This window comes from Micromonospora sp. bgisy143, from assembly GCF_057708145.1.
In genome coordinates this window covers 86186-103120 of sequence record NZ_JBYIRN010000004.1, presented here as the reverse complement: position 1 = coordinate 103120, position 16935 = coordinate 86186, and the positions used below count along the sequence as shown (strand labels likewise).

Below are 16935 nucleotides of genomic sequence, written 5' to 3'. Positions count from 1 at the left end.
GCTACGGTGTGCGGGTGGCGAAGGGGAGCGTGCGCGTCGGGCTGCTGGCCGGCCTCGCCGTGGTCGTCGCCCTCGCCGCCACCGGCGTGTGGAACCCGTTCCCCGGCATCTGGGACTGGGTGGACCGCAGCGAACCCATCTCCGAGCCGGACGTCGTCTGGCAGCAGCGGGTCGGTGGCACCCCGCGCAGCGTGACCATCGCCGGTGACACCGTCGTGGTCGAGCAGCGTACCCGGGTGGAGGCCCGCAGCCTGGCCACCGGCGCCCAACTCTGGGAACGCAAGGCGGACTGGTCGGCGGTCGCGGGCGGCGACCGCGACCCGGTCGTCGCCGTGGGCAAGCTCCTGGTCAAGGGGTACGAGCTGCTCGACCCGGCCACCGGGGCGACCCGGCGGCGCGACGACGACGCCGTGGCCGTGTGGACGTACCGGAACCTGCTGCTGGACGCCCGCTGCACGGACGCCACCGACTGCACCCTGAGCGCGTGGGACCCGCGCGGCACCAAGCCACTGTGGACGGCCTTCCTGCCCGGCGTGCACAGCGGCCTGCTCGCCGACAACCCCGGCCTGCGCGGCACCCGCCGGCTCACCGCCACCCGCATCGACGACGGGGTGGCCGGGCCCGAGGCGGCGCCGCCGCTGCTCGGCTTCCCGGTCGACGGCCGCGTGCACGTCGTCGACACCGCCACCGGCCGGGTGTTGCAGAACGTCGAACCCGGCCGGGACGAGCGGCTGTCCGTGGTGGGCGGCCGGATGCTGCGGATCGCCGCCCGCTCCCAGGACGGCACCTGCTACTTCGCCATCTCCGCACGGGACCCGGCGACCGGGCAGGAGGCGTGGCAGCGGGCCGGGGTCAACCTGCGTACCGCCGACACCGCCGGCTGCGTGCAGCGCGAGGACCCGCAGGGCGCGCGGAACGTGCTGATCGGCGTCGGCCCGGACGGCCGCGAGGCGGTCATCGACGGGTACGACGGACGGCTGCTCTGGGTCGGAGAGCCCGGCACCAAGCTCGTCGCCGTCGACGACCGCTACGCGGTGTTCCGCTCCGCCGACAAGCGCTCGGTGGTGTCCCGTGAACTCGGCGCCGACAAGGTGCGCTGGACCAGGCCGGCCAGCGCCAAGGCGGGCGCGGCGCTCACCCCGTACGCGGCGGTGCTCGCCGACGAGAAGCCGTCACGGCTGGTCGCCCTCGATCCGCGCACCGGTCGGGAGCTGGCCGTCCTGCGCACCTCGGCGAACGCCCTCGCCGTCGGCCCGCAAGGCATGATTATCGGTGAGGGGCGGGAGATCGGGTACGTCCGCTTCGGCGGCGCGCCCGGCGCCCCCGTTCCGCAGCCCGGCGACGGAGGCAACCCCGGGCCGGGCGGCACCCGCCCCGGGCCGGGTGGCGACGGCACCGGCGACTGCGGGCCCAAGGGTGAACTGTGCACCGAACCGGACGGCGGCAAGGACGGCTGAGCGGGTGGGATTCCGGCGCACTGAGCGCTGCCGACCTCGACGGATGAGAGCGGCGTCCCAGACCCAGCCCGGCGGGTGGGAATGATCGACCGGTCTGCCCTAGGCTTGCCGCTCATGAGCAGTGCCGCCGCATTCTCGTACGCCCCCCTGCTGCCGACCGGCCCCGACCAGACGGAATATCGCCTGGTCACCGACGAGGGCGTGGACGTCGTACACGGCCCGGGGGGTCGTCGTTTCCTCACCGTGGAGCCGGCCGCGCTGACCGCGCTGACCGCCGAGGCGATGCACGACATCGCGCACTTCCTGCGCCCCGCGCACCTCGCGCAGCTCCGGGCGATCATCGACGACCCGGCCGCGTCGCCGAACGACCGGTTCGTCGCGCTGGACCTGCTGCGCAACGCCAACATCGCCGCCGGCGGGGTGCTGCCGATGTGCCAGGACACCGGCACCGCGATCGTGATGGGCAAGCGTGGCCGGCACGTGCTGACCGACGGCGCGGACGCCGAGGCCATCTCCCGGGGCGTCTACCAGGCGTACACCCGGCTCAACCTGCGCTACTCCCAGCTCGCCCCGCTGACCATGTGGGACGAGCGGAACACCGGCAGCAACCTGCCGGCCCAGGTGGAGCTGTACGCCGAGGACCCGGACGGGCACCCGGACGCGTACAAGTTCCTGTTCATGGCCAAGGGCGGCGGCTCGGCCAACAAGTCGTACCTCTACCAGGAGACCAAGGCGCTGCTCAACCCGACGCGGATGATGCAGTTCCTGGAGGAGAAGCTGCGGCTCATCGGCACCTCCGCCTGCCCGCCGTACCACCTGGCCATCGTCATCGGCGGCACCTCGGCCGAGTACGCGTTGAAGACCGCGAAGTACGCCTCCGCGAAGTACCTGGACGCCCTCCCGACGCAGGGCTCGATGAGCGCGCACGGCTTCCGCGACCTGGAGCTGGAGGCCCAGGTGTTGGAGCTGACCCGCAACTTCGGCATCGGCGCGCAGTTCGGTGGGCGGTACTTCTGCCACGACGTGCGGGTGGTGCGGCTGCCCCGGCACGGCGCGTCCTGCCCGGTGGCGATCGCGGTCTCCTGCTCGGCGGACCGGCAGGCGGTTGCCAAGATCACCCCGTCGGGTGTGTGGCTGGAGCGCCTCGAAACCGACCCGGCGCGGTTCCTGCCCGAGGTCACCGACGACGCGCTCGACGCCGAGATGGTCGTCCGGGTCGACCTCAACCGACCGATGGACGAGATCCGCGCCGAGCTGTCCAAGTACCCGGTGAAGACCCGGCTGTCGTTGTCCGGCCCGCTCGTGGTGGCCCGGGACATCGCCCACGCCAAGATCGCCGAGCGGCTGGACGCCGGTGAGCCGATGCCGCAGTACCTGCGCGACCACGCCGTCTACTACGCCGGCCCCGCGAAGACCCCCGAGGGGTACGCGTCCGGCTCGTTCGGCCCGACCACGGCCGGCCGGATGGACGCCTACGTGGAGAAGTTCCAGGCCGCCGGCGGCTCTCAGGTGATGCTGGCCAAGGGCAACCGGTCGGGTCAGGTGACCCGCTCCTGCCAGCAGTACGGCGGCTTCTACCTCGGCTCGATCGGCGGCCCCGCGGCCCGCCTCGCCCAGGACTGCATCAAGCACGTCGAGGTGCTCGAATACCCGGAGCTGGGCATGGAGGCGGTCTGGAAGATCGAGGTGGAGGACTTCCCCGCCTTCATCGTGGTCGACGACAAGGGCAACGACTTCTTCGCCGAGGTCACCAAGCCGGTGCTGACCATCGGCCGCCGCTGACCGCTGCGCCACGTCAAGAGGCGCCAGGCATTCCGCCTGGCGCCTCTTGCGTCGGTACCTCCACCGACATCGGTACGCCCGCCCGCTGGGGGGTGGGACGGGCGCACCGCCCCCGTCGGATGTCGTGACCGCCAACCTGGATCGAGTCTGCGCCGCGCCACACTCGATCCGCTCTCAGATCACTATCACCGGACGACGTCGAGCTGTGACCGTCGGACTACGCTGCTGGTTGTTGTGTCATCGTCGCGGGGGAGCAGATGCGGTTCGGAATCCTGGGGCCTCTGCGCGTCGGCGGTGGCGAGTCCACCGTCACCGCCGGCCGGGACCGGATCGTGCTCGCGATGCTGCTGTTGCGTTCTGGTCGCCTGGTGCCCGTCGAGGATCTGGTCGACGCGGTCTGGGAGAACAATCCTCCGGCCACCGCCCGCGCCCAGTTGCAGACCTGCGTCTCACGGTTGCGCCGCCGGTTCGTCGAGCTGGGGCTGGAGCCGGGCCTCATCATCACCGACCCGGCGGGGTACGGCGTGCGTACCGCGCCGGACGACCTGGACGCCGAGGTCTTCGCCCGGGGTGTGGAGGTCGCCCGCACCGCCGTCGCGGCCGGTCGCCTGGTCGAGGCGCGGAGCGAGTTCCGCGTCGCGTTGGCGCTGTGGCGGGGGCCGGCCCTCAGCGGCATCCCGAGCAGCAGCGTCCGCCGCCGTGCACAGGCGCTGGACGAGCAGCGCCTCACCGCCCTGGAGGAGTGTGTCGACGTCGAGCTGCGCCTCGGGCAGGCCACCGACCTGATCGAGGAGCTGACTGAGAGCGTCGACAGGCATCCGTTGCGGGAGCGTCTGCGCGGTCAACTGATGCTGGCACTGTCCTCGGTCGGACGGCAGGCCGACGCGCTTGCCGTCTACCGGGATGGCCGGCGGCTCTACGCCGACGAGCTGGGCATCGAACCGGGCGCCGAGTTGCAGCACCTGCACCAACGCGTGCTCGCCGGTGATCTGGCACTGAGCGGCCGAGAGACTCGGTCGGTCCCGCCGGTCTGCTCGCTGCCCAGGGCGATCGGCGACTTCACCGGCCGGCAACAGACCCTGGCTCGCCTGATCAAAGACGTGGAGGCCGGCGCGCGGATCCAACTCATCGACGGTATGGCCGGCAGCGGGAAGACGACCCTGGCGGTACACATCGCCACGGCCCTCGCTGGCGACTATCCGGACGCCCAGCTCTACATCGACCTGCACGGGCACAGCGAGCGCACCCCGTTGACCCCGTCCGTTGCGGTGGCCACGCTGCTGCGGCAGGTCGGTGTGCCTGCGGAGAGGGTGCCGGCAACCCAGGACGACAGGTTGGCGCTCTGGCGCAGCGAGCTGGCGGGCCGCCGTGCGTTGCTGCTGCTGGACAACGCTGCGACCGCTGATCAGGTGATCCCGCTGCTACCCAACGGCTCGCAGTGCCTGATTCTGATCACCAGCCGTCGCCGACTCGTCGGTGTGGACGAGGGACGGCCGTCGTCGCTGCCCGTGCTCGACACCGACGAGGCCGTCGAGCTGCTGGGGCACGTGGTCGGTGCGGACCGGGTGGCGGCCGAGCCGGAGGCGGCCGCCGAGGTCGTCCGCCGCTGCGGGCACCTACCACTCGCCATTCGACTGGCGGGTGCCCGGCTGGCGCACCGACCTCACTGGCGTATCGCCGACCTCGCCGAGCGCCTGGTCTCCCGTCGCGATCCGTTGGCCGAGTTCGAAGCTGGCGATCGCTCCGTCGGTCGGGCCTTCGCCCTGTCGTACGCCCAGGTGTCGCCGGCGGCGCAGCGCGCGTTCCGGCTGCTGGGTCTGCACCCGGGGGTACGGTTCGACAGCTCGGTCGCGGCCGTCATCGCCGAGTTGCCCCTGGTCGACGCGCAGGACCTGGTGGACGAGTTGGTCGACGCGCACCTGGTGGAGGAGGCGGAGCTGGGCCGGTACCGGCTGCACGACCTGGTCCGCGAGTACGCGCGAACCCTGGTGGCCGAGCCGGAGCGGGCGGTTGAGCGGCGGGATGGCATCGAGCGTCTGCTCAACCACCACCTGCACGTGGCCGCGACCATCGCACGCAAGAGGGAGCCCTCCTCGGCGCATTCGCTGATCGTGGCGGCGCCACCGATCCGCGCCGACCTGATCACGATCGTCGCCGAGCAGGGGCACGCCTGGCTCGAGGAGAACCTCGCCGTGTGGCCCGCCCTGGTTCGGCTGGCGGAGTCTGAGGGATTTCAGCGCTACTGCTGGCAGTTGGCGAGGGCGTGCTGGCACGCGCAGTTCGAGGGCGGTCGCCTGGACGAGTTGATCGAGACCCACTCCGCTGGTCTGCGCTCCGCCGAGGAGTTGGGTGACGAAAGCGCGGTGGCGACGATGCTGAACTACCTCGCCTCGGCCCATTACCGACTCGGGGATTTCAAGGAGTCGATCCGGCTGATGGAGAGGTCCCTCGAAATCTTCCGTAGGCTCGGTCTGCGCCGCGAGTTCCGCAACACCCTGGGCAATCTGGGCACCGCGTACGCCATCAACTTCCAGTTTCGCCGGGCCCGGGAGTGCTACGAAGCCGCCCGGGAGTTGGCGGCGCGGATGCGCGACGTGGGCGCGCTGGCGAACGAGCTGAACAACTTGTCGATGACTCTGTTGCTGTGGGGCCGACCCGACGAGGCGCTGCGCACCGCTCGGCGACACCTGGGGCTCGCCCGCGAGGTCGGCGACCTGCGCCGGATCGGCAACGCCGTCGGGCACCTCGGAATGATCCGTCACCGGATGGGCGACGTGGGGCCGGCCAGTCGGCTGCTGAGGGTGGCTCTGCGCGTCAAACGGCAGGTGGGAGCCCGGTTCGGTGAGGGCGAGGTGTTGAACGAGATCGGGATGATGGAGCGGGAGGCCGGTCGCCCGGAACGCGCTGCCGAGCTGCACCGGGCGGCGCTCGTGGCCATGACCGAGGTGGGGGACCGTGCTGGCCAGTGCGGCTCGCGCAACCTGCTGGCCCGAGCGATCCTCGATCAGGGGGACGCGACCAGCGCGCTCGATCTCTACCGCCGCGTCCTGGCCGACACCACCAGACTGAGCACGCGCTACGAGACGGCCCGGGCGTTGGAGGGCATCGCGCGCTGCCTGGCTTCCACCGATCCGACCGTGGCACGTGAGCACGCGACCCGGGCCCTGGCCCTGTTCCGCCAGATCGAGTCGCCGGACCAGCGCGAGGCGGAGCGGCTGCTCGCCGAGTTGGGCTGACGGATCATCTGCGGTTCGGCGGCGGGCGCGGCAGGATGGTACGCGTGACGACTCCAGAGGCGACCGGTTACCGGATCGAACGTGACTCGATGGGCGAGGTGGAGGTGCCCGCCGAGGCGCTGTGGCGGGCGCAGACCCAGCGCGCGGTGCAGAACTTTCCGATCTCCGGACGGGGCATCGAGCCCGCCCAGATCAAGGCCCTGGCCCAGATCAAGGGCGCGGCGGCCGAGGTCAACGGCGAGTTGGGCGTGATCGACGCCAACGTGGCCGCCGCGATCGCCGCCGCGGCCGCGCACGTCGCCGACGGCGGGTACGACGACCAGTTCCCGGTCGACGTCTTCCAGACCGGGTCGGGGACGTCGTCCAACATGAACGCCAACGAGGTGATCGCGACCCTCGCCGGCCGGGAGCTGGGCTCGCCGGTGCACCCGAACGACCACGTCAACGCCTCCCAGTCCAGCAACGACGTGTTCCCGTCCTCGATCCACCTGGCCGCCACCCAGTTCATCGCGGAGGATCTGCTGCCGTCGCTGACGCACCTCGCCGAGGCGCTGGAGGCCAAGGCGGCCGAGTTCGAGACGGTGGTGAAGGCGGGGCGTACGCACCTGATGGACGCCACGCCGGTCACCCTCGGGCAGGAGTTCGGCGGGTACGCCGCCCAGGTCCGCTACGGCATCGAGCGGTTGCAGGGCTCGTTGCCCCGGCTGGCCGAACTGCCGCTGGGCGGCACCGCCGTGGGCACCGGGATCAACACCCCGCTCGGCTTCGCCGCCGCCGTGATCGGCAAGCTGCGCGAGTCGACCGGGCTGCCGCTGTCCGAGGCGCGCAACCACTTCGAGGCACAGGGCGCCCGCGACGCCCTGGTGGAGACCTCCGGGCAGCTCCGGACCATCGCGGTGGGTCTCTACAAGGTCGCCAACGACATCCGCTGGATGGGTTCCGGCCCCCGAGCCGGCCTGCGGGAGCTGCGCATCCCCGACCTTCAGCCCGGCTCGTCGATCATGCCGGGCAAGGTCAACCCGGTGGTCGCCGAGGCGATGCGGCAGGTCTGCGCCCAGGTCATCGGCAACGACGCGACAGTGGGTTTCGCCGGCTCGCAGGGCGACTTCGAACTGAACGTCATGCTCCCGGTGATGGGCCGCAACCTGCTGGAGTCGATCCGGCTGCTGGCCGCCGCGAGTCGGCTGTTCGCCGACCGCCTGGTGGCCGGCCTGGTCGCGGACGCCGAGGTCTGTCTGGCGTACGCCGAGGGCTCACCGTCGATCGTCACCCCGCTGAACCGCTACCTCGGGTACGACGAGGCCGCCTCCATCGCCAAGGAGGCGCTGGCGAAGCAGGCGTCCATCCGGGAGGTCGTCATCTCCCGGGGGCACGTCGACTCCGGCAAGCTCACCGAGACCCAGCTCGACGAGGTGCTCGACCTGCTCCGGATGACCCACCCCTGACCCGCGCCGCGCGTCGTTCACGCCCGGCGCAGGGCGGAGCGGCCCGCGAAGCGCGCCGAGTCGCCCAGCTCCTCCTCGATCCGGATCAGCTGGTTGTACTTCGCCGTCCGGTCCGAGCGGGAGAGCGCGCCGGTCTTGAGCTGACCGCAGCCGGTGGCCACGGCCAGATCCGCGATCGTGGTGTCCTCCGTCTCGCCGGAGCGGTGCGACATGACGACTGTCCAACCCGCCCGCTGGGCCGTGGCCACCGTGGCCAGCGCCTCGGTCAGGGTGCCGATCTGATTGACCTTGACCAGGACCGAGTTGCCGACGCCGGTGCGGATGCCCTCGCTCAGCAGCGTCTCGTTGGTGCAGAACACGTCGTCACCGGTGAGCTGGCAGTGGTCACCGACACGGGCGGTCAGCTCCCGCCAGCCGTCCAGGTCGTTCTCGGCCATCGGGTCCTCGATGGAGACGACCGGGTAGGCGTCGATGAGCCTGGCGAGGTAGTCGGCGTGCTCGGCGGACGTGCGGCGTACTCCCTCGCCCGTGTAGTCGTACACCCCGTCGCGGAAGAACTCGGATGACGCCGGGTCCATGACGAGGCCGATGTCCGTGCCGGGGCGGTAGCCCGCGCCCTCCACGGCGGTCAGCACGAAGTCGAGCGCCTCCTCCGCCGTACGCAGCTCGGGCGCGAAGCCACCCTCGTCGCCCACGCCCGTGGAGTGCCCGGCGGCCAGCAGATCGCGGCGCAGGGTGTGGAAGACCTCGCTGCCCATGCGGACGGCTTCGGCGAAGGTGTCCGCGCCCACGGGCACGATCATGAACTCCTGGAAATCGAGCGGGTTGTCGGCGTGGGCGCCGCCGTTGATGATGTTCATCATCGGCAGCGGCAGGAGGTTAGCGTCGGCGCCGCCCAGATAGCGGTAGAAGGGCTGGCGGTGGGCCGCCGCCGCGGCCTTGGCGACGGCGAGGGAGACGCCGAGGATCGCGTTGGCGCCGAGCCGGGACTTCGTGGCGGTGCCGTCGAGGGCGATCAGCGCGGCGTCCAGACCCGCCTGGTCTGCCGCGTCGCTGCCGCGCACGGCCGCCGCGATCTCCCCGTTGACGTTGGCCACCGCGCGGTCGACGCCCTTGCCGTGCCAGCGCGTCGGGTCTCCGTCGCGCAGCTCCACGGCCTCCCGGGCCCCGGTGGAGGCGCCGGAGGGGACGGCGGCCCGGCCGAACGAGCCGTCCGCCAGCGTGACGTCGACCTCGACCGTGGGGTTGCCCCGGCTGTCGATGATGCGGCGGGCGGTGACGGTCTCGATGGTGGTGGTGGTGGTGGTGACGGTTCCGGCTGCCGATGCGGACATGGGAGGTCCCCTTCGTTGTGGCCTGCCGTGGCCCCAGCTGCGACAACGCTGGCGCTGAGCCCGACAACGGCAAACCCTACAGCAATGCTGATCAGTTAGGCTGAACAGCCCCGCTGAACAGCATTGCTGTGCAGGTCAGCTGCCCAACAGCGCTGACGAGCGGGGTAAAGTGCCCTGTGCCCACCTCGGAAGCCGCCGCCATCGCCGCCGAACTACGTACCGCGATGGGCAAGCTCACCCGGCGCGTCAAGCACGAGGACCGCATTCCGCTGGGTCAGATTGCCGTGCTCGGCGCCCTCGACCGCGACGGCGCCATGACCACCAGCGACCTCGCCGCCGACCAGCGCGTACGCCCCCAGTCGATGGCGCGGGCGGTGGGACTGCTCATGGAGCAGAAGCTGATCACGCGACGGGCGCACCCCACGGACGGCCGCAAGTCGCTCGTCGAGCTGTCGGACGCGGGTCGGGCCGCCCTGGAGGCGGAGCGCAGCCGCAGGGCCGGTTGGCTCGCGCAGGCCATCGAGGCGGAACTCACCGATGAGGAGCGGGCACTGCTGGCCCGCAGCGCCGCCCTGCTGGAACGGCTCGCCATGCGCTAGACGCTCCCGTCGACGGCGGGACCGCCGGGACGAACGTCAGGGCTGCGGCAGTGTCGCCCAGCCGAGGAAGCGGACGTAGAGCGCCGCCGGGTCCGGGCCGTCGTGCGGGTTGAGCCGGTACAGGTCGGCCGCCGCGTCGTGCAGGACCGTGCACAGGTAGATGCTCAGGGCGATCCGGTCGTGCGCGTACTCCTGTCGGAGGGCGAGTCGGGCCACCGGGCACGGCCACGGCGCGGCGCAGACCCGGCAGAGCCACAGCGGACGCAGCGGCAGGTGCGGTCGACGGGGTGCGGGTTTGCGGCCATCCGGGACGGTCCGGCACATGCGGTGGGGGTCCTTTCGAGCTGAATCGTTCGGGACATCGCTCCCGCACCCCGCAAGATCGCGTTCGAACCTGGATGTAGTGGTCTCGGCGCGTCCGGAGGCCACTGTTTCCATGTTCGAGTGTGATCTTGAGGGGGTGGGACCGCCCGGCACGGGGGTTCGGGCGGTCCCGGGCGATGCCGCTGGCCCGGGGGACGGGGAGCGGCGTCGCACTTCACAGTCTGGTGATCGGACGACTACGGTCGGAAGGGTTCGGCCGACCTGTCGTGGCTGCCCTGTTCCCGGGCGGCGCCGGCTCTGGTGGCCGTCTGGAATTGATCGCCGGCGGGTTGGAGAGTGGTCGGGCATGGCCGATGGGCAGATGACAGCGGCGGCGTTCCTGGTCGCGGAGCTGCGCCGGGCGCGGGCCCGCCGGGGCTGGAGTCAGGAGGAGCTGGCCAAGGCGGTCAACTACTCGCCGTCGATGGTCAGCGCGGTCGAGCTGGGCCAGCAGCCGCCCACCGCCAAGTACCTGGAACTCCTCGACCGCGCCCTGGACACCGGCGGCCTGTTCAGCCGCATGTCCACCGAACTGGTCAGCCTGGACCGGGCTCAGGTGTGGCTGCGGGGTGGGCGCGCCATCGAGACGCAAGCTCAGTCGCTGCGTTGGTATGAGCCCTTGCATGTGCCCGGCTTGCTCCAGACCGAGGCATATGCCCGAGCGGTCTTCGAGGCGGGCAGTCTCCTTGAACCCGACGAGGTGGATCGTCGACTGGCCGACCGGATGGAGCGCCACGAGATCCTGTACAGCGACCGACCACCGAAGATTACAGCCGTGATCGACGAGGTGGTGCTTCGTCGGCAGGCGGGCGATCGAAAAACGATGTGTGATCAACTGTTGTACCTGGCTCGCGTAACGACCGAGCACCCTCGTGTCCGGGTCCTCGTGGTGCCGGCCAGTGCGGGTGAGCACCCGGGCTTTGGTGGCCCCTTCATCCTGGCCGTGCTCTCTGACGGCAGTCAGCTGGCCTATTTGGACAGCCAGATCAGAGGTCAGGAGTTCGACCGGCCGCAGGATCTCCATCGGTTGCAACGGGTCTGGGAGACTGTGTTGGGCGAGGCGTTGCCCCCGCAGGAGTCCACCAAGCTGATGAGGGAAGTGGCGGAGTCATGGAGTTGACCGGTGCCGAGTGGCGCAAGAGTAGCCGCAGCGGCCAGGACAACAACTGCGTCGAGGTGGCTACGGATCTGGGGGGCGTGGTCGGGGTGCGGGACAGTAAGGACCCGGACGGACCCGTGTTGGTGGTCGACGCGTACTCCTGGCGGCTCTTCGTGGTCGCGCCCCCGCGCTGACGCGACCGCCCTGCCCGCGACGGTGGTCGCGGGTAATCGGCTCGACGGTTTCCCGGAGCGGCGGGATGATCCGGTTCATGGGTGAAGAACCGCCGGCGACCGAGCGGCTGCGGATGCGCCGGTTGACCATGGCCGACGTGGACGCGTTCGTGGAGCTGGACGGCGATCCCGAGGTGATGCGGTTCCTCACCGGCGGGGTCGGCACGCCGCGCGCCACCGTGCGGGACGAGCAGTTGCCGAAGCTGCTCGCGCAGTACGAGCGGCACCCCGGCCTGGGGCGGTGGGCGGCGCTCGACCGGGCGTCCGGTGAGTTCCTGGGCTGGTTCGCGCTCGATCCGTCGGCGGACGGCACGGAGGCCGAGTTGGGGTACCGGCTGCGCCGCGCGGCGTGGGGGTGTGGCCTGGCGACGGAGGGGTCCCGGGCGCTGGTCCGGTACGCGCTCGACGTGGTCGGCGTGCGGCGGGTGTGGGCGCAGACGATGGCGGTCAACGAGCGGTCCCGGCGGGTGATGGAGAAGGCCGGGCTGCGGTACGTGCGCACGTTCCACCTGGACTTCGACGACCCGATTCCGGGGACCGAGCACGGCGAGGTGGAGTACGAGCTGCGGGCCGCCGACGTCGCTCAGGACCGGCCGGCGGCCTTGCGGGCCCGGTAGGCGGTCACCGCGGCGCGGTTGCCGCAGCCGGCCTCGCAGAACCGCCGCGACCGGTTGCGGGACAGGTCGACGACCACGTTGTCGCAGTCCGGGTGCTCGCAGGTGCGCAGTCGGCTCAGCTCACCCATCCGGACGAGGTCGGCGACGGCCATCGCCGCCTCCACCGCCATCCGGGTTGCCAGCGGCGCGTCGCGGGGTACGGCGTGCAGGTGGTACGGCTCGTCGTCGTGCTCGATGAGCTGCGGCAACGCCCGGTGTTCCCGGAGCAGACCGTTGATGATGGCGACGACCTCGGGCGTTTCGGCGTGCCAGATCCGGCGCAGCTGAGGGCGCAACTGTCGTACCGCGCGGAGTTCGGTTTCGGTGTGTTCGTGCCGCCCGCTGTAGGCGTGCCGGGTGAAGAAGTCGTCCAGCGCGGCGACGTCGGGCAGCAGCTCGCCGTCGCTGCCGCCGGTGTTGACCAGCGCGGCGGCGGCGGTCAGCGAACACTCGGTGTCATGAGCGAATAGCAACTTGACTCCTGTCACGGTGGCCACCTAGCGTCATGGGCACAAGGATAGTTTGCCCATGACACCCATGTCGTCCCCGAGGAGCGCGAGATGCCGCAACGACCCGCCGTCGGCGCCGCGCTGGCGCTGCTCTCCGCCGTCACGTTCGCCACCTCGGGCACCTTCGCGCGCTCGCTCATCGAGGCCGGGTGGTCGGCCGAGGCCGCCGTCGTCACCCGGGTCGGGGTGGCCGCCCTGGTGCTCGCGGTCCCCGCCCTGCTGTCGCTGCGCGGCAGGTGGCACGTGCTGCGCGACAACAGCGCGGCGGTGGTGATGTTCGGGCTGCTCGGGGTGGCCCTGGCGCAGGTGTGTTTCTTCAACGCCGTGCGCTACCTGCCGGTCGGCATCGCGCTCCTGCTGGAATACCTGGGCATCATCCTCGTGGTGGGCTGGATGTGGCTGCGGCACGGCCAGCGCCCCCGACGGCTCACCGCGGCCGGCTCCGCCGCCGCGCTCTGCGGGCTGGCGTTCGTCCTGGACCTCACCGGTGACGCCGGCTTCGACCCGGTCGGCGTGCTGTGGGGGTTGGGCGCCGCGTTCGGCCTGGCCGGCTACTTCGTGCTCGCCGGCCGGGTCGACCCCCGCCTGCCCTCGGTCGCCATGGCCAGCGGCGGGATGGCCGTCGGCGCCGCCGTGCTGCTGCTCGTCGGGCTGACCGGGCTGCTGCCGCTGCGCGCCACGTTCGGCGAGGTCACCTTCGCCGGGCACCGCACCACCTGGCTGCTGCCCATCGTCGGGCTCACCCTGGTCGCCGCCGTGATCGCCTACCTGGCCGGCATCGCCGGCAGCCGGATCCTCGGCCCCCGGCTGTCGTCGTTCGTCGGGCTGACCGAGGTGCTGTTCGCGGTGTTCATCGCCTGGCTGTTCCTCGACGAACTGCCGACCGCCTGGCAACTCCTCGGCGGTCTGCTGATCGTCACCGGAGTCGCCCTGGTACGCCTCGACGAACTGCGCGGCGTGCCCACGCCCGCCGCGCCCGAGCCCGCCCTGGCTGCCAGCGCCCGGTGAGGCCGCGGCTCGGTGTGGCTGAACCGGCACGGGCTGCCCCGACCGGCCGGTCTCGTCCCCGACGCGGAGGTGTCCACCCTGGCCAAACTGCCAAAGGTCATGTCGGATCTGCCGGCGACATCGTCCGACCGGGTGGATCTGGGCATCGGCCTGGGCGGATGAAGAAGAGATTCACCGGCATAACGGACGTTCACCTGGCGGGAAGTCGCCGGGTGTTGTGTGATGACGCCACGTCCCTCAACGAGAGGATTCGATGTGGTGAGCAAGCGCTTCACCGCTGGTGCCGTCGCGACCGCGGCGGTACTGGCACTTACGGCAGCGAGCCTGGGTGTACCGGCCAGCGCCGCGCCGAGCACGTCCCGCACCTTCACGGTCGTGGCCGAGGACGGGGTCGCCGCCGCGACGGCCGTCGCCGCCATCCGGGCCGCCGGCGGCACGGTGGTGTCCTCGTCCGACGAGGTCGGCATGTTCCAGGTCACCAGTGACCGGGCCGACTTCGCGGCCCGGGCGGCCGCCGCGCCGACCCTGGTGGGTGCCGCCGAGCAGAAGGCCATCGGCCGCAAGCCGAAGCTGGACCGGGTCGAGCAGGAGCACCTGACGGCCGCCACCAAGGCCGCCGCCGGCGCTGCCGCCCGGCGCGGGGCCAAGATGGACCCGCTCGACGACAAGCTCTGGGGCCTGGACATGATCCGGGCCGACAAGGCCCGCAAGGTCGAGCCCGGTGACCGTCGGGTGACCGTCGGCGTGCTGGACACCGGCGTCGACGCCAGCAACCCGGACATTGCGCCCAACTTCAACTGGGCGTTGTCGCGCAACTTCGCACCCGACCTGACCGACGTGGACGGCCCCTGCGAGGTGCCGAGCTGCCTCGACCCGGTCGGCACCGACGACGGCGGGCACGGCACCCACGTGGCCGGCACCATCGGCGCCGCCGCCAACGGCTTCGGCCTCTCCGGTGTCGCCCCGAACGTGTCGCTGGTCGAGCTCAAGGGCGGCCAGGACTCCGGCTACTTCTTCCTCGACCCGGTCGTCAACGCCCTGGTCTACGCCGGCCGGAACGGGATCGACGTGGTCAACATGTCGTTCTACGTCGACCCGTGGCTCTACAACTGCACCGCCAACCCGGCCGACTCGCCGGAGGCGCAGGCCGAGCAGCGGGCCATCATCAAGGCCATGAAGCGGGCGCTGGTCTTCGCCCACAACAAGGGCGTCACCCTGGTCGGCGCGCTCGGCAACAACAACGAGGACCTGGGCGCGCCGCGTACCGACACGTCCAGCCCGGACTACGGCGCCGACCCGTACCCGCGCCCGATCGACAACAACAGCTGCTGGGACCTGCCCACCGAGGGCCCGCACGTCATCGGTGTGTCGTCGGTCGGCCCGTCCGGCAAGAAGGCCGACTACTCCAACTACGGCACCGAGCAGATCTCGGTTGCCGCGCCGGGCGGCTGGTTCCGCGACGGCTTCGGCACGGACACCTTCCGCACCGACGCCAACATGATCCTGTCGTCCTACCCGAAGCACGTGCTCCAGGAGGAGGGCTCGGTCGACGCCGACGGCAACATCGTCGCCGGGTTCGAGGAGTCCGTCTTCAAGCAGTGCAAGAGCAACGGTGAGTGCGGCTACTACACCTACCTCCAGGGCACCTCGATGGCGTCGCCGCACGCCGCCGGTGTGGCCGCGCTGATCGTCAGCCGGTACGGCAAGCCGCAGGGCCGGGGCGGCTTCGGCATGTCGCCGGACCAGGTCGAGCAGCACCTCTACCGCACGGCCGCCGAGCACGCCTGCCCGGAGCCGCGCCTCCAGCAGTACCGCAACGAGGGCCGTGACGAGACCTACGACGCGTACTGCGCCGGCGGGCTCAACTTCAACGGCTTCTACGGGTACGGGATCGTCGACGCGTACGCGGCGGTGACCACCCCGCTCAAGCCCAACGCCCGCCCGTAACGCACCGCCCCAGGGGCCCGGTCGACACCCGTCGGCCGGGCCTCGCCGCGTCCGCCGCGTCCGGCCCGCGTGATCGACTCGGGTTCTTGGAAGGTGGGGCGTCACGGTGCCCGGGACCGCCCGGCTTCCAAGTAGCCGAGTGGATCACGGGCGTTCAGCGCCGTGGCGTGGGCGTTGACCGCTGCGGCGCACATTCACCGCCGCCAGCCACGGGCGGTCAGGGCGGCGCGTACTTCCCGCAGCACCGCCGGGAATTCGGCGTGCATCCGTCGGCTGGTCACGTGGAGCACCAACCAACCCGCGCCCACGAGCAGGTTGAGCCGTCGGCGATCACGGTGCAACTGGTCGATGTCGGAGTGCCAGTGCCCGTCGTACTCCACCGCCACCCGATATGTCGGCCATGCCAGATCGGGGTGCAGGACCACGCCGTTGGGCAGCAGTACCGGGAGTTGGACCTCGGGGCGTGGCAGGCCGCCGAGCACCAACCGCACCCGTAGCTGGGACTCCGGCGGGGACTGGGCCCGACCGTCGGCCAGGTCGAAGAGCCAACCTGCCCGGCGACCTCCGGGTCGGTCCGTGTTGAGGGCAGCCTCCTTGGCCAGCGCGGCATCATCGGTCAGCCCCTGCCCGAGTAATGCGTCGATGATGGCGAGCGCGCGGACCGGGTCGAGCCAGACCGCCGTCTCCCAGGCGGACCGCGCGGGGCCCGAGCAGGGGAGCGAGCCGGTCGAGAGGCGCGGCGACTCCGCGAAGGCGCTCCTGGTGTGGACATGCACCTGAAGGCCGCGTTGGGCGCCGACCCGCATCGGTCGGGGCGCGACGATGTGCACGTCGTCAGTGAAGGAAGCGGCGTGCTCGACGCCGTGCAGGAAGGCGGCCGACGGACCACCGAGGACCACCCCGGACGGCAGCCGCAGGAGAGCCGCGCGGCAGGCCAGGGCGTGGTCCCGTTCCAACCGGGCGTCGGCGTAGATGTCGTGGCGAAGTCGCACCCAGGCGCTGCTGCGTAGCTGATGCTCGGTGAGCAGGCTATCCCGAACGACATCGGAGCCGCGGAAAACCTGCCAGGTCAGGGCGTCTGGTCGGTACGGACGTGGTGGCATGCCGAGCAGCGTGCGGCCCGTCGCCACCCGCCCGAAACCCCTGTGGACAACCCCGCCGAGGGCCTCGCCGGTGCCTGTGGACAACCACGAACGCGCTCGCCGATTTTGCTATGGCGTGCCTCGATCGACTCCGTTTCCTGGAAGTCGGGGCGTCGCGGCGACCC

15 protein-coding genes are annotated in these 16935 nt (G+C 71.3%); 11 read left to right on the top strand and 4 right to left on the bottom strand.

Annotation, left to right across the window (positions count from 1 at the left end; genetic code table 11):
• Window positions 1-8 precede the first annotated feature (8 nt).
• From AC3EN4_RS08460 to AC3EN4_RS08445, 4 genes are all read left to right on the top strand, one after another.
• Entirely contained in the window at window positions 9-1457 is a 1449-nt protein-coding gene (locus tag AC3EN4_RS08460) for an outer membrane protein assembly factor BamB family protein (protein WP_435205366.1), read from the top strand.
• A gap of 114 nt (window positions 1458-1571) precedes the next feature.
• Window positions 1572-3239 carry a fumarate hydratase gene (locus AC3EN4_RS08455; protein WP_421473503.1) on the top strand — a complete coding sequence of 556 codons (1668 nt, stop codon included), beginning with the start codon at window positions 1572-1574 and terminating at the stop codon, window positions 3237-3239.
• A 257-nt stretch (window positions 3240-3496) separates the two neighbouring features.
• A complete protein-coding gene (locus AC3EN4_RS08450) occupies window positions 3497-6475 on the top strand; it encodes an AfsR/SARP family transcriptional regulator (protein WP_435205365.1) in 2979 nt (992 codons plus the stop codon).
• A gap of 35 nt (window positions 6476-6510) precedes the next feature.
• Complete coding sequence (locus AC3EN4_RS08445) at window positions 6511-7920, top strand: class II fumarate hydratase (RefSeq protein ID WP_435205364.1); 1410 nt, start codon at window positions 6511-6513, stop codon at window positions 7918-7920.
• A gap of 17 nt (window positions 7921-7937) precedes the next feature.
• On the opposite strand, the gene eno is transcribed toward AC3EN4_RS08445, so the two are convergent.
• Window positions 7938-9254, bottom strand: a complete 1317-nt coding sequence (gene eno, locus AC3EN4_RS08440; protein ID WP_435205363.1) for a phosphopyruvate hydratase — start codon at window positions 9252-9254, stop codon at window positions 7938-7940.
• Between the two features lie 176 nt (window positions 9255-9430).
• Here eno and AC3EN4_RS08435 point away from each other — a divergent pair, with 176 nt between their 5' ends.
• Entirely contained in the window at window positions 9431-9853 is a 423-nt protein-coding gene (locus tag AC3EN4_RS08435; protein WP_234583379.1) for a MarR family winged helix-turn-helix transcriptional regulator, read from the top strand.
• 36 nt (window positions 9854-9889) lie between these two features.
• On the opposite strand, the gene AC3EN4_RS08430 is transcribed toward AC3EN4_RS08435, so the two are convergent.
• Window positions 9890-10177, bottom strand: coding sequence for a hypothetical protein (locus AC3EN4_RS08430; RefSeq protein ID WP_435205362.1), 288 nt, complete (start codon window positions 10175-10177; stop codon window positions 9890-9892).
• A gap of 346 nt (window positions 10178-10523) precedes the next feature.
• On the opposite strand from AC3EN4_RS08430, the gene AC3EN4_RS08425 reads away from it, so the two are divergent.
• The 3 genes from AC3EN4_RS08425 to AC3EN4_RS08415 all read left to right on the top strand — a co-directional run bounded on the left by AC3EN4_RS08425 (window position 10524) and on the right by AC3EN4_RS08415 (window position 12165).
• A complete protein-coding gene (locus AC3EN4_RS08425; protein ID WP_435205361.1) occupies window positions 10524-11336 on the top strand; it encodes a helix-turn-helix domain-containing protein in 813 nt (270 codons plus the stop codon).
• A complete protein-coding gene (locus AC3EN4_RS08420) occupies window positions 11327-11509 on the top strand; it encodes a DUF397 domain-containing protein (protein ID WP_435205360.1) in 183 nt (60 codons plus the stop codon). The genes AC3EN4_RS08425 and AC3EN4_RS08420 overlap by 10 nt, the downstream gene beginning before the upstream one ends.
• A 77-nt stretch (window positions 11510-11586) precedes the next feature.
• Window positions 11587-12165: a GNAT family N-acetyltransferase gene (locus AC3EN4_RS08415; protein ID WP_435205359.1), complete on the top strand. Its 579-nt coding sequence runs from the start codon at window positions 11587-11589 to the stop codon at window positions 12163-12165.
• On the opposite strand, the gene AC3EN4_RS08410 is transcribed toward AC3EN4_RS08415, so the two are convergent.
• On the bottom strand, window positions 12132-12677 hold the full coding sequence (locus AC3EN4_RS08410; protein ID WP_435205358.1) for a CGNR zinc finger domain-containing protein: 546 nt from the start codon (window positions 12675-12677) through the stop codon (window positions 12132-12134). The two genes, AC3EN4_RS08415 and AC3EN4_RS08410, sit on opposite strands and share 34 nt — an antisense overlap.
• 87 nt (window positions 12678-12764) lie before the next feature.
• On the opposite strand from AC3EN4_RS08410, the gene AC3EN4_RS08405 reads away from it, so the two are divergent.
• The 3 genes from AC3EN4_RS08405 to AC3EN4_RS08395 all read left to right on the top strand — a co-directional run bounded on the left by AC3EN4_RS08405 (window position 12765) and on the right by AC3EN4_RS08395 (window position 15668).
• Window positions 12765-13721, top strand: coding sequence for an EamA family transporter (locus AC3EN4_RS08405; protein WP_435205357.1), 957 nt, complete (start codon window positions 12765-12767; stop codon window positions 13719-13721).
• A gap of 12 nt (window positions 13722-13733) precedes the next feature.
• On the top strand, window positions 13734-13883 hold the full coding sequence (locus tag AC3EN4_RS08400) for a hypothetical protein (RefSeq protein ID WP_488179815.1): 150 nt from the start codon (window positions 13734-13736) through the stop codon (window positions 13881-13883).
• Window positions 13884-13979: 96 nt separating this feature from the next.
• Entirely contained in the window at window positions 13980-15668 is a 1689-nt protein-coding gene (locus tag AC3EN4_RS08395) for a S8 family serine peptidase (RefSeq protein WP_435205356.1), read from the top strand.
• 194 nt (window positions 15669-15862) lie between these two features.
• On the opposite strand, the gene AC3EN4_RS08390 is transcribed toward AC3EN4_RS08395, so the two are convergent.
• Window positions 15863-16771 (bottom strand): type IV toxin-antitoxin system AbiEi family antitoxin, encoded by a 909-nt coding sequence (locus AC3EN4_RS08390; protein ID WP_435205355.1) that lies wholly within the window; start codon window positions 16769-16771, stop codon window positions 15863-15865.
• Window positions 16772-16935: the final 164 nt, after the last annotated feature.

What these genes read in the sequence shown, in the direction of transcription:
- AC3EN4_RS08420 (WP_435205360.1), top strand. Translation starts at nt 11,327, where the DNA reads ATGGAGTTGACCGGTGCCGAGTGGCGCAAGAGTAGCCGCAGCGGCCAG.
- AC3EN4_RS08415 (WP_435205359.1), top strand. Translation starts at nt 11,587, where the DNA reads ATGGGTGAAGAACCGCCGGCGACCGAGCGGCTGCGGATGCGCCGGTTG.
- AC3EN4_RS08445 (WP_435205364.1), top strand. Translation starts at nt 6,511, where the DNA reads ATGGTACGCGTGACGACTCCAGAGGCGACCGGTTACCGGATCGAACGT.
- AC3EN4_RS08425 (WP_435205361.1), top strand. Translation starts at nt 10,524, where the DNA reads ATGGCCGATGGGCAGATGACAGCGGCGGCGTTCCTGGTCGCGGAGCTG.
- AC3EN4_RS08405 (WP_435205357.1), top strand. Translation starts at nt 12,765, where the DNA reads ATGCCGCAACGACCCGCCGTCGGCGCCGCGCTGGCGCTGCTCTCCGCC.
- AC3EN4_RS08450 (WP_435205365.1), top strand. Translation starts at nt 3,497, where the DNA reads ATGCGGTTCGGAATCCTGGGGCCTCTGCGCGTCGGCGGTGGCGAGTCC.
- eno (WP_435205363.1), bottom strand. Translation starts at nt 9,254, where the DNA reads ATGTCCGCATCGGCAGCCGGAACCGTCACCACCACCACCACCACCATC.
- AC3EN4_RS08430 (WP_435205362.1), bottom strand. Translation starts at nt 10,177, where the DNA reads ATGTGCCGGACCGTCCCGGATGGCCGCAAACCCGCACCCCGTCGACCG.
- AC3EN4_RS08455 (WP_421473503.1), top strand. Translation starts at nt 1,572, where the DNA reads ATGAGCAGTGCCGCCGCATTCTCGTACGCCCCCCTGCTGCCGACCGGC.
- AC3EN4_RS08390 (WP_435205355.1), bottom strand. Translation starts at nt 16,771, where the DNA reads ATGCCACCACGTCCGTACCGACCAGACGCCCTGACCTGGCAGGTTTTC.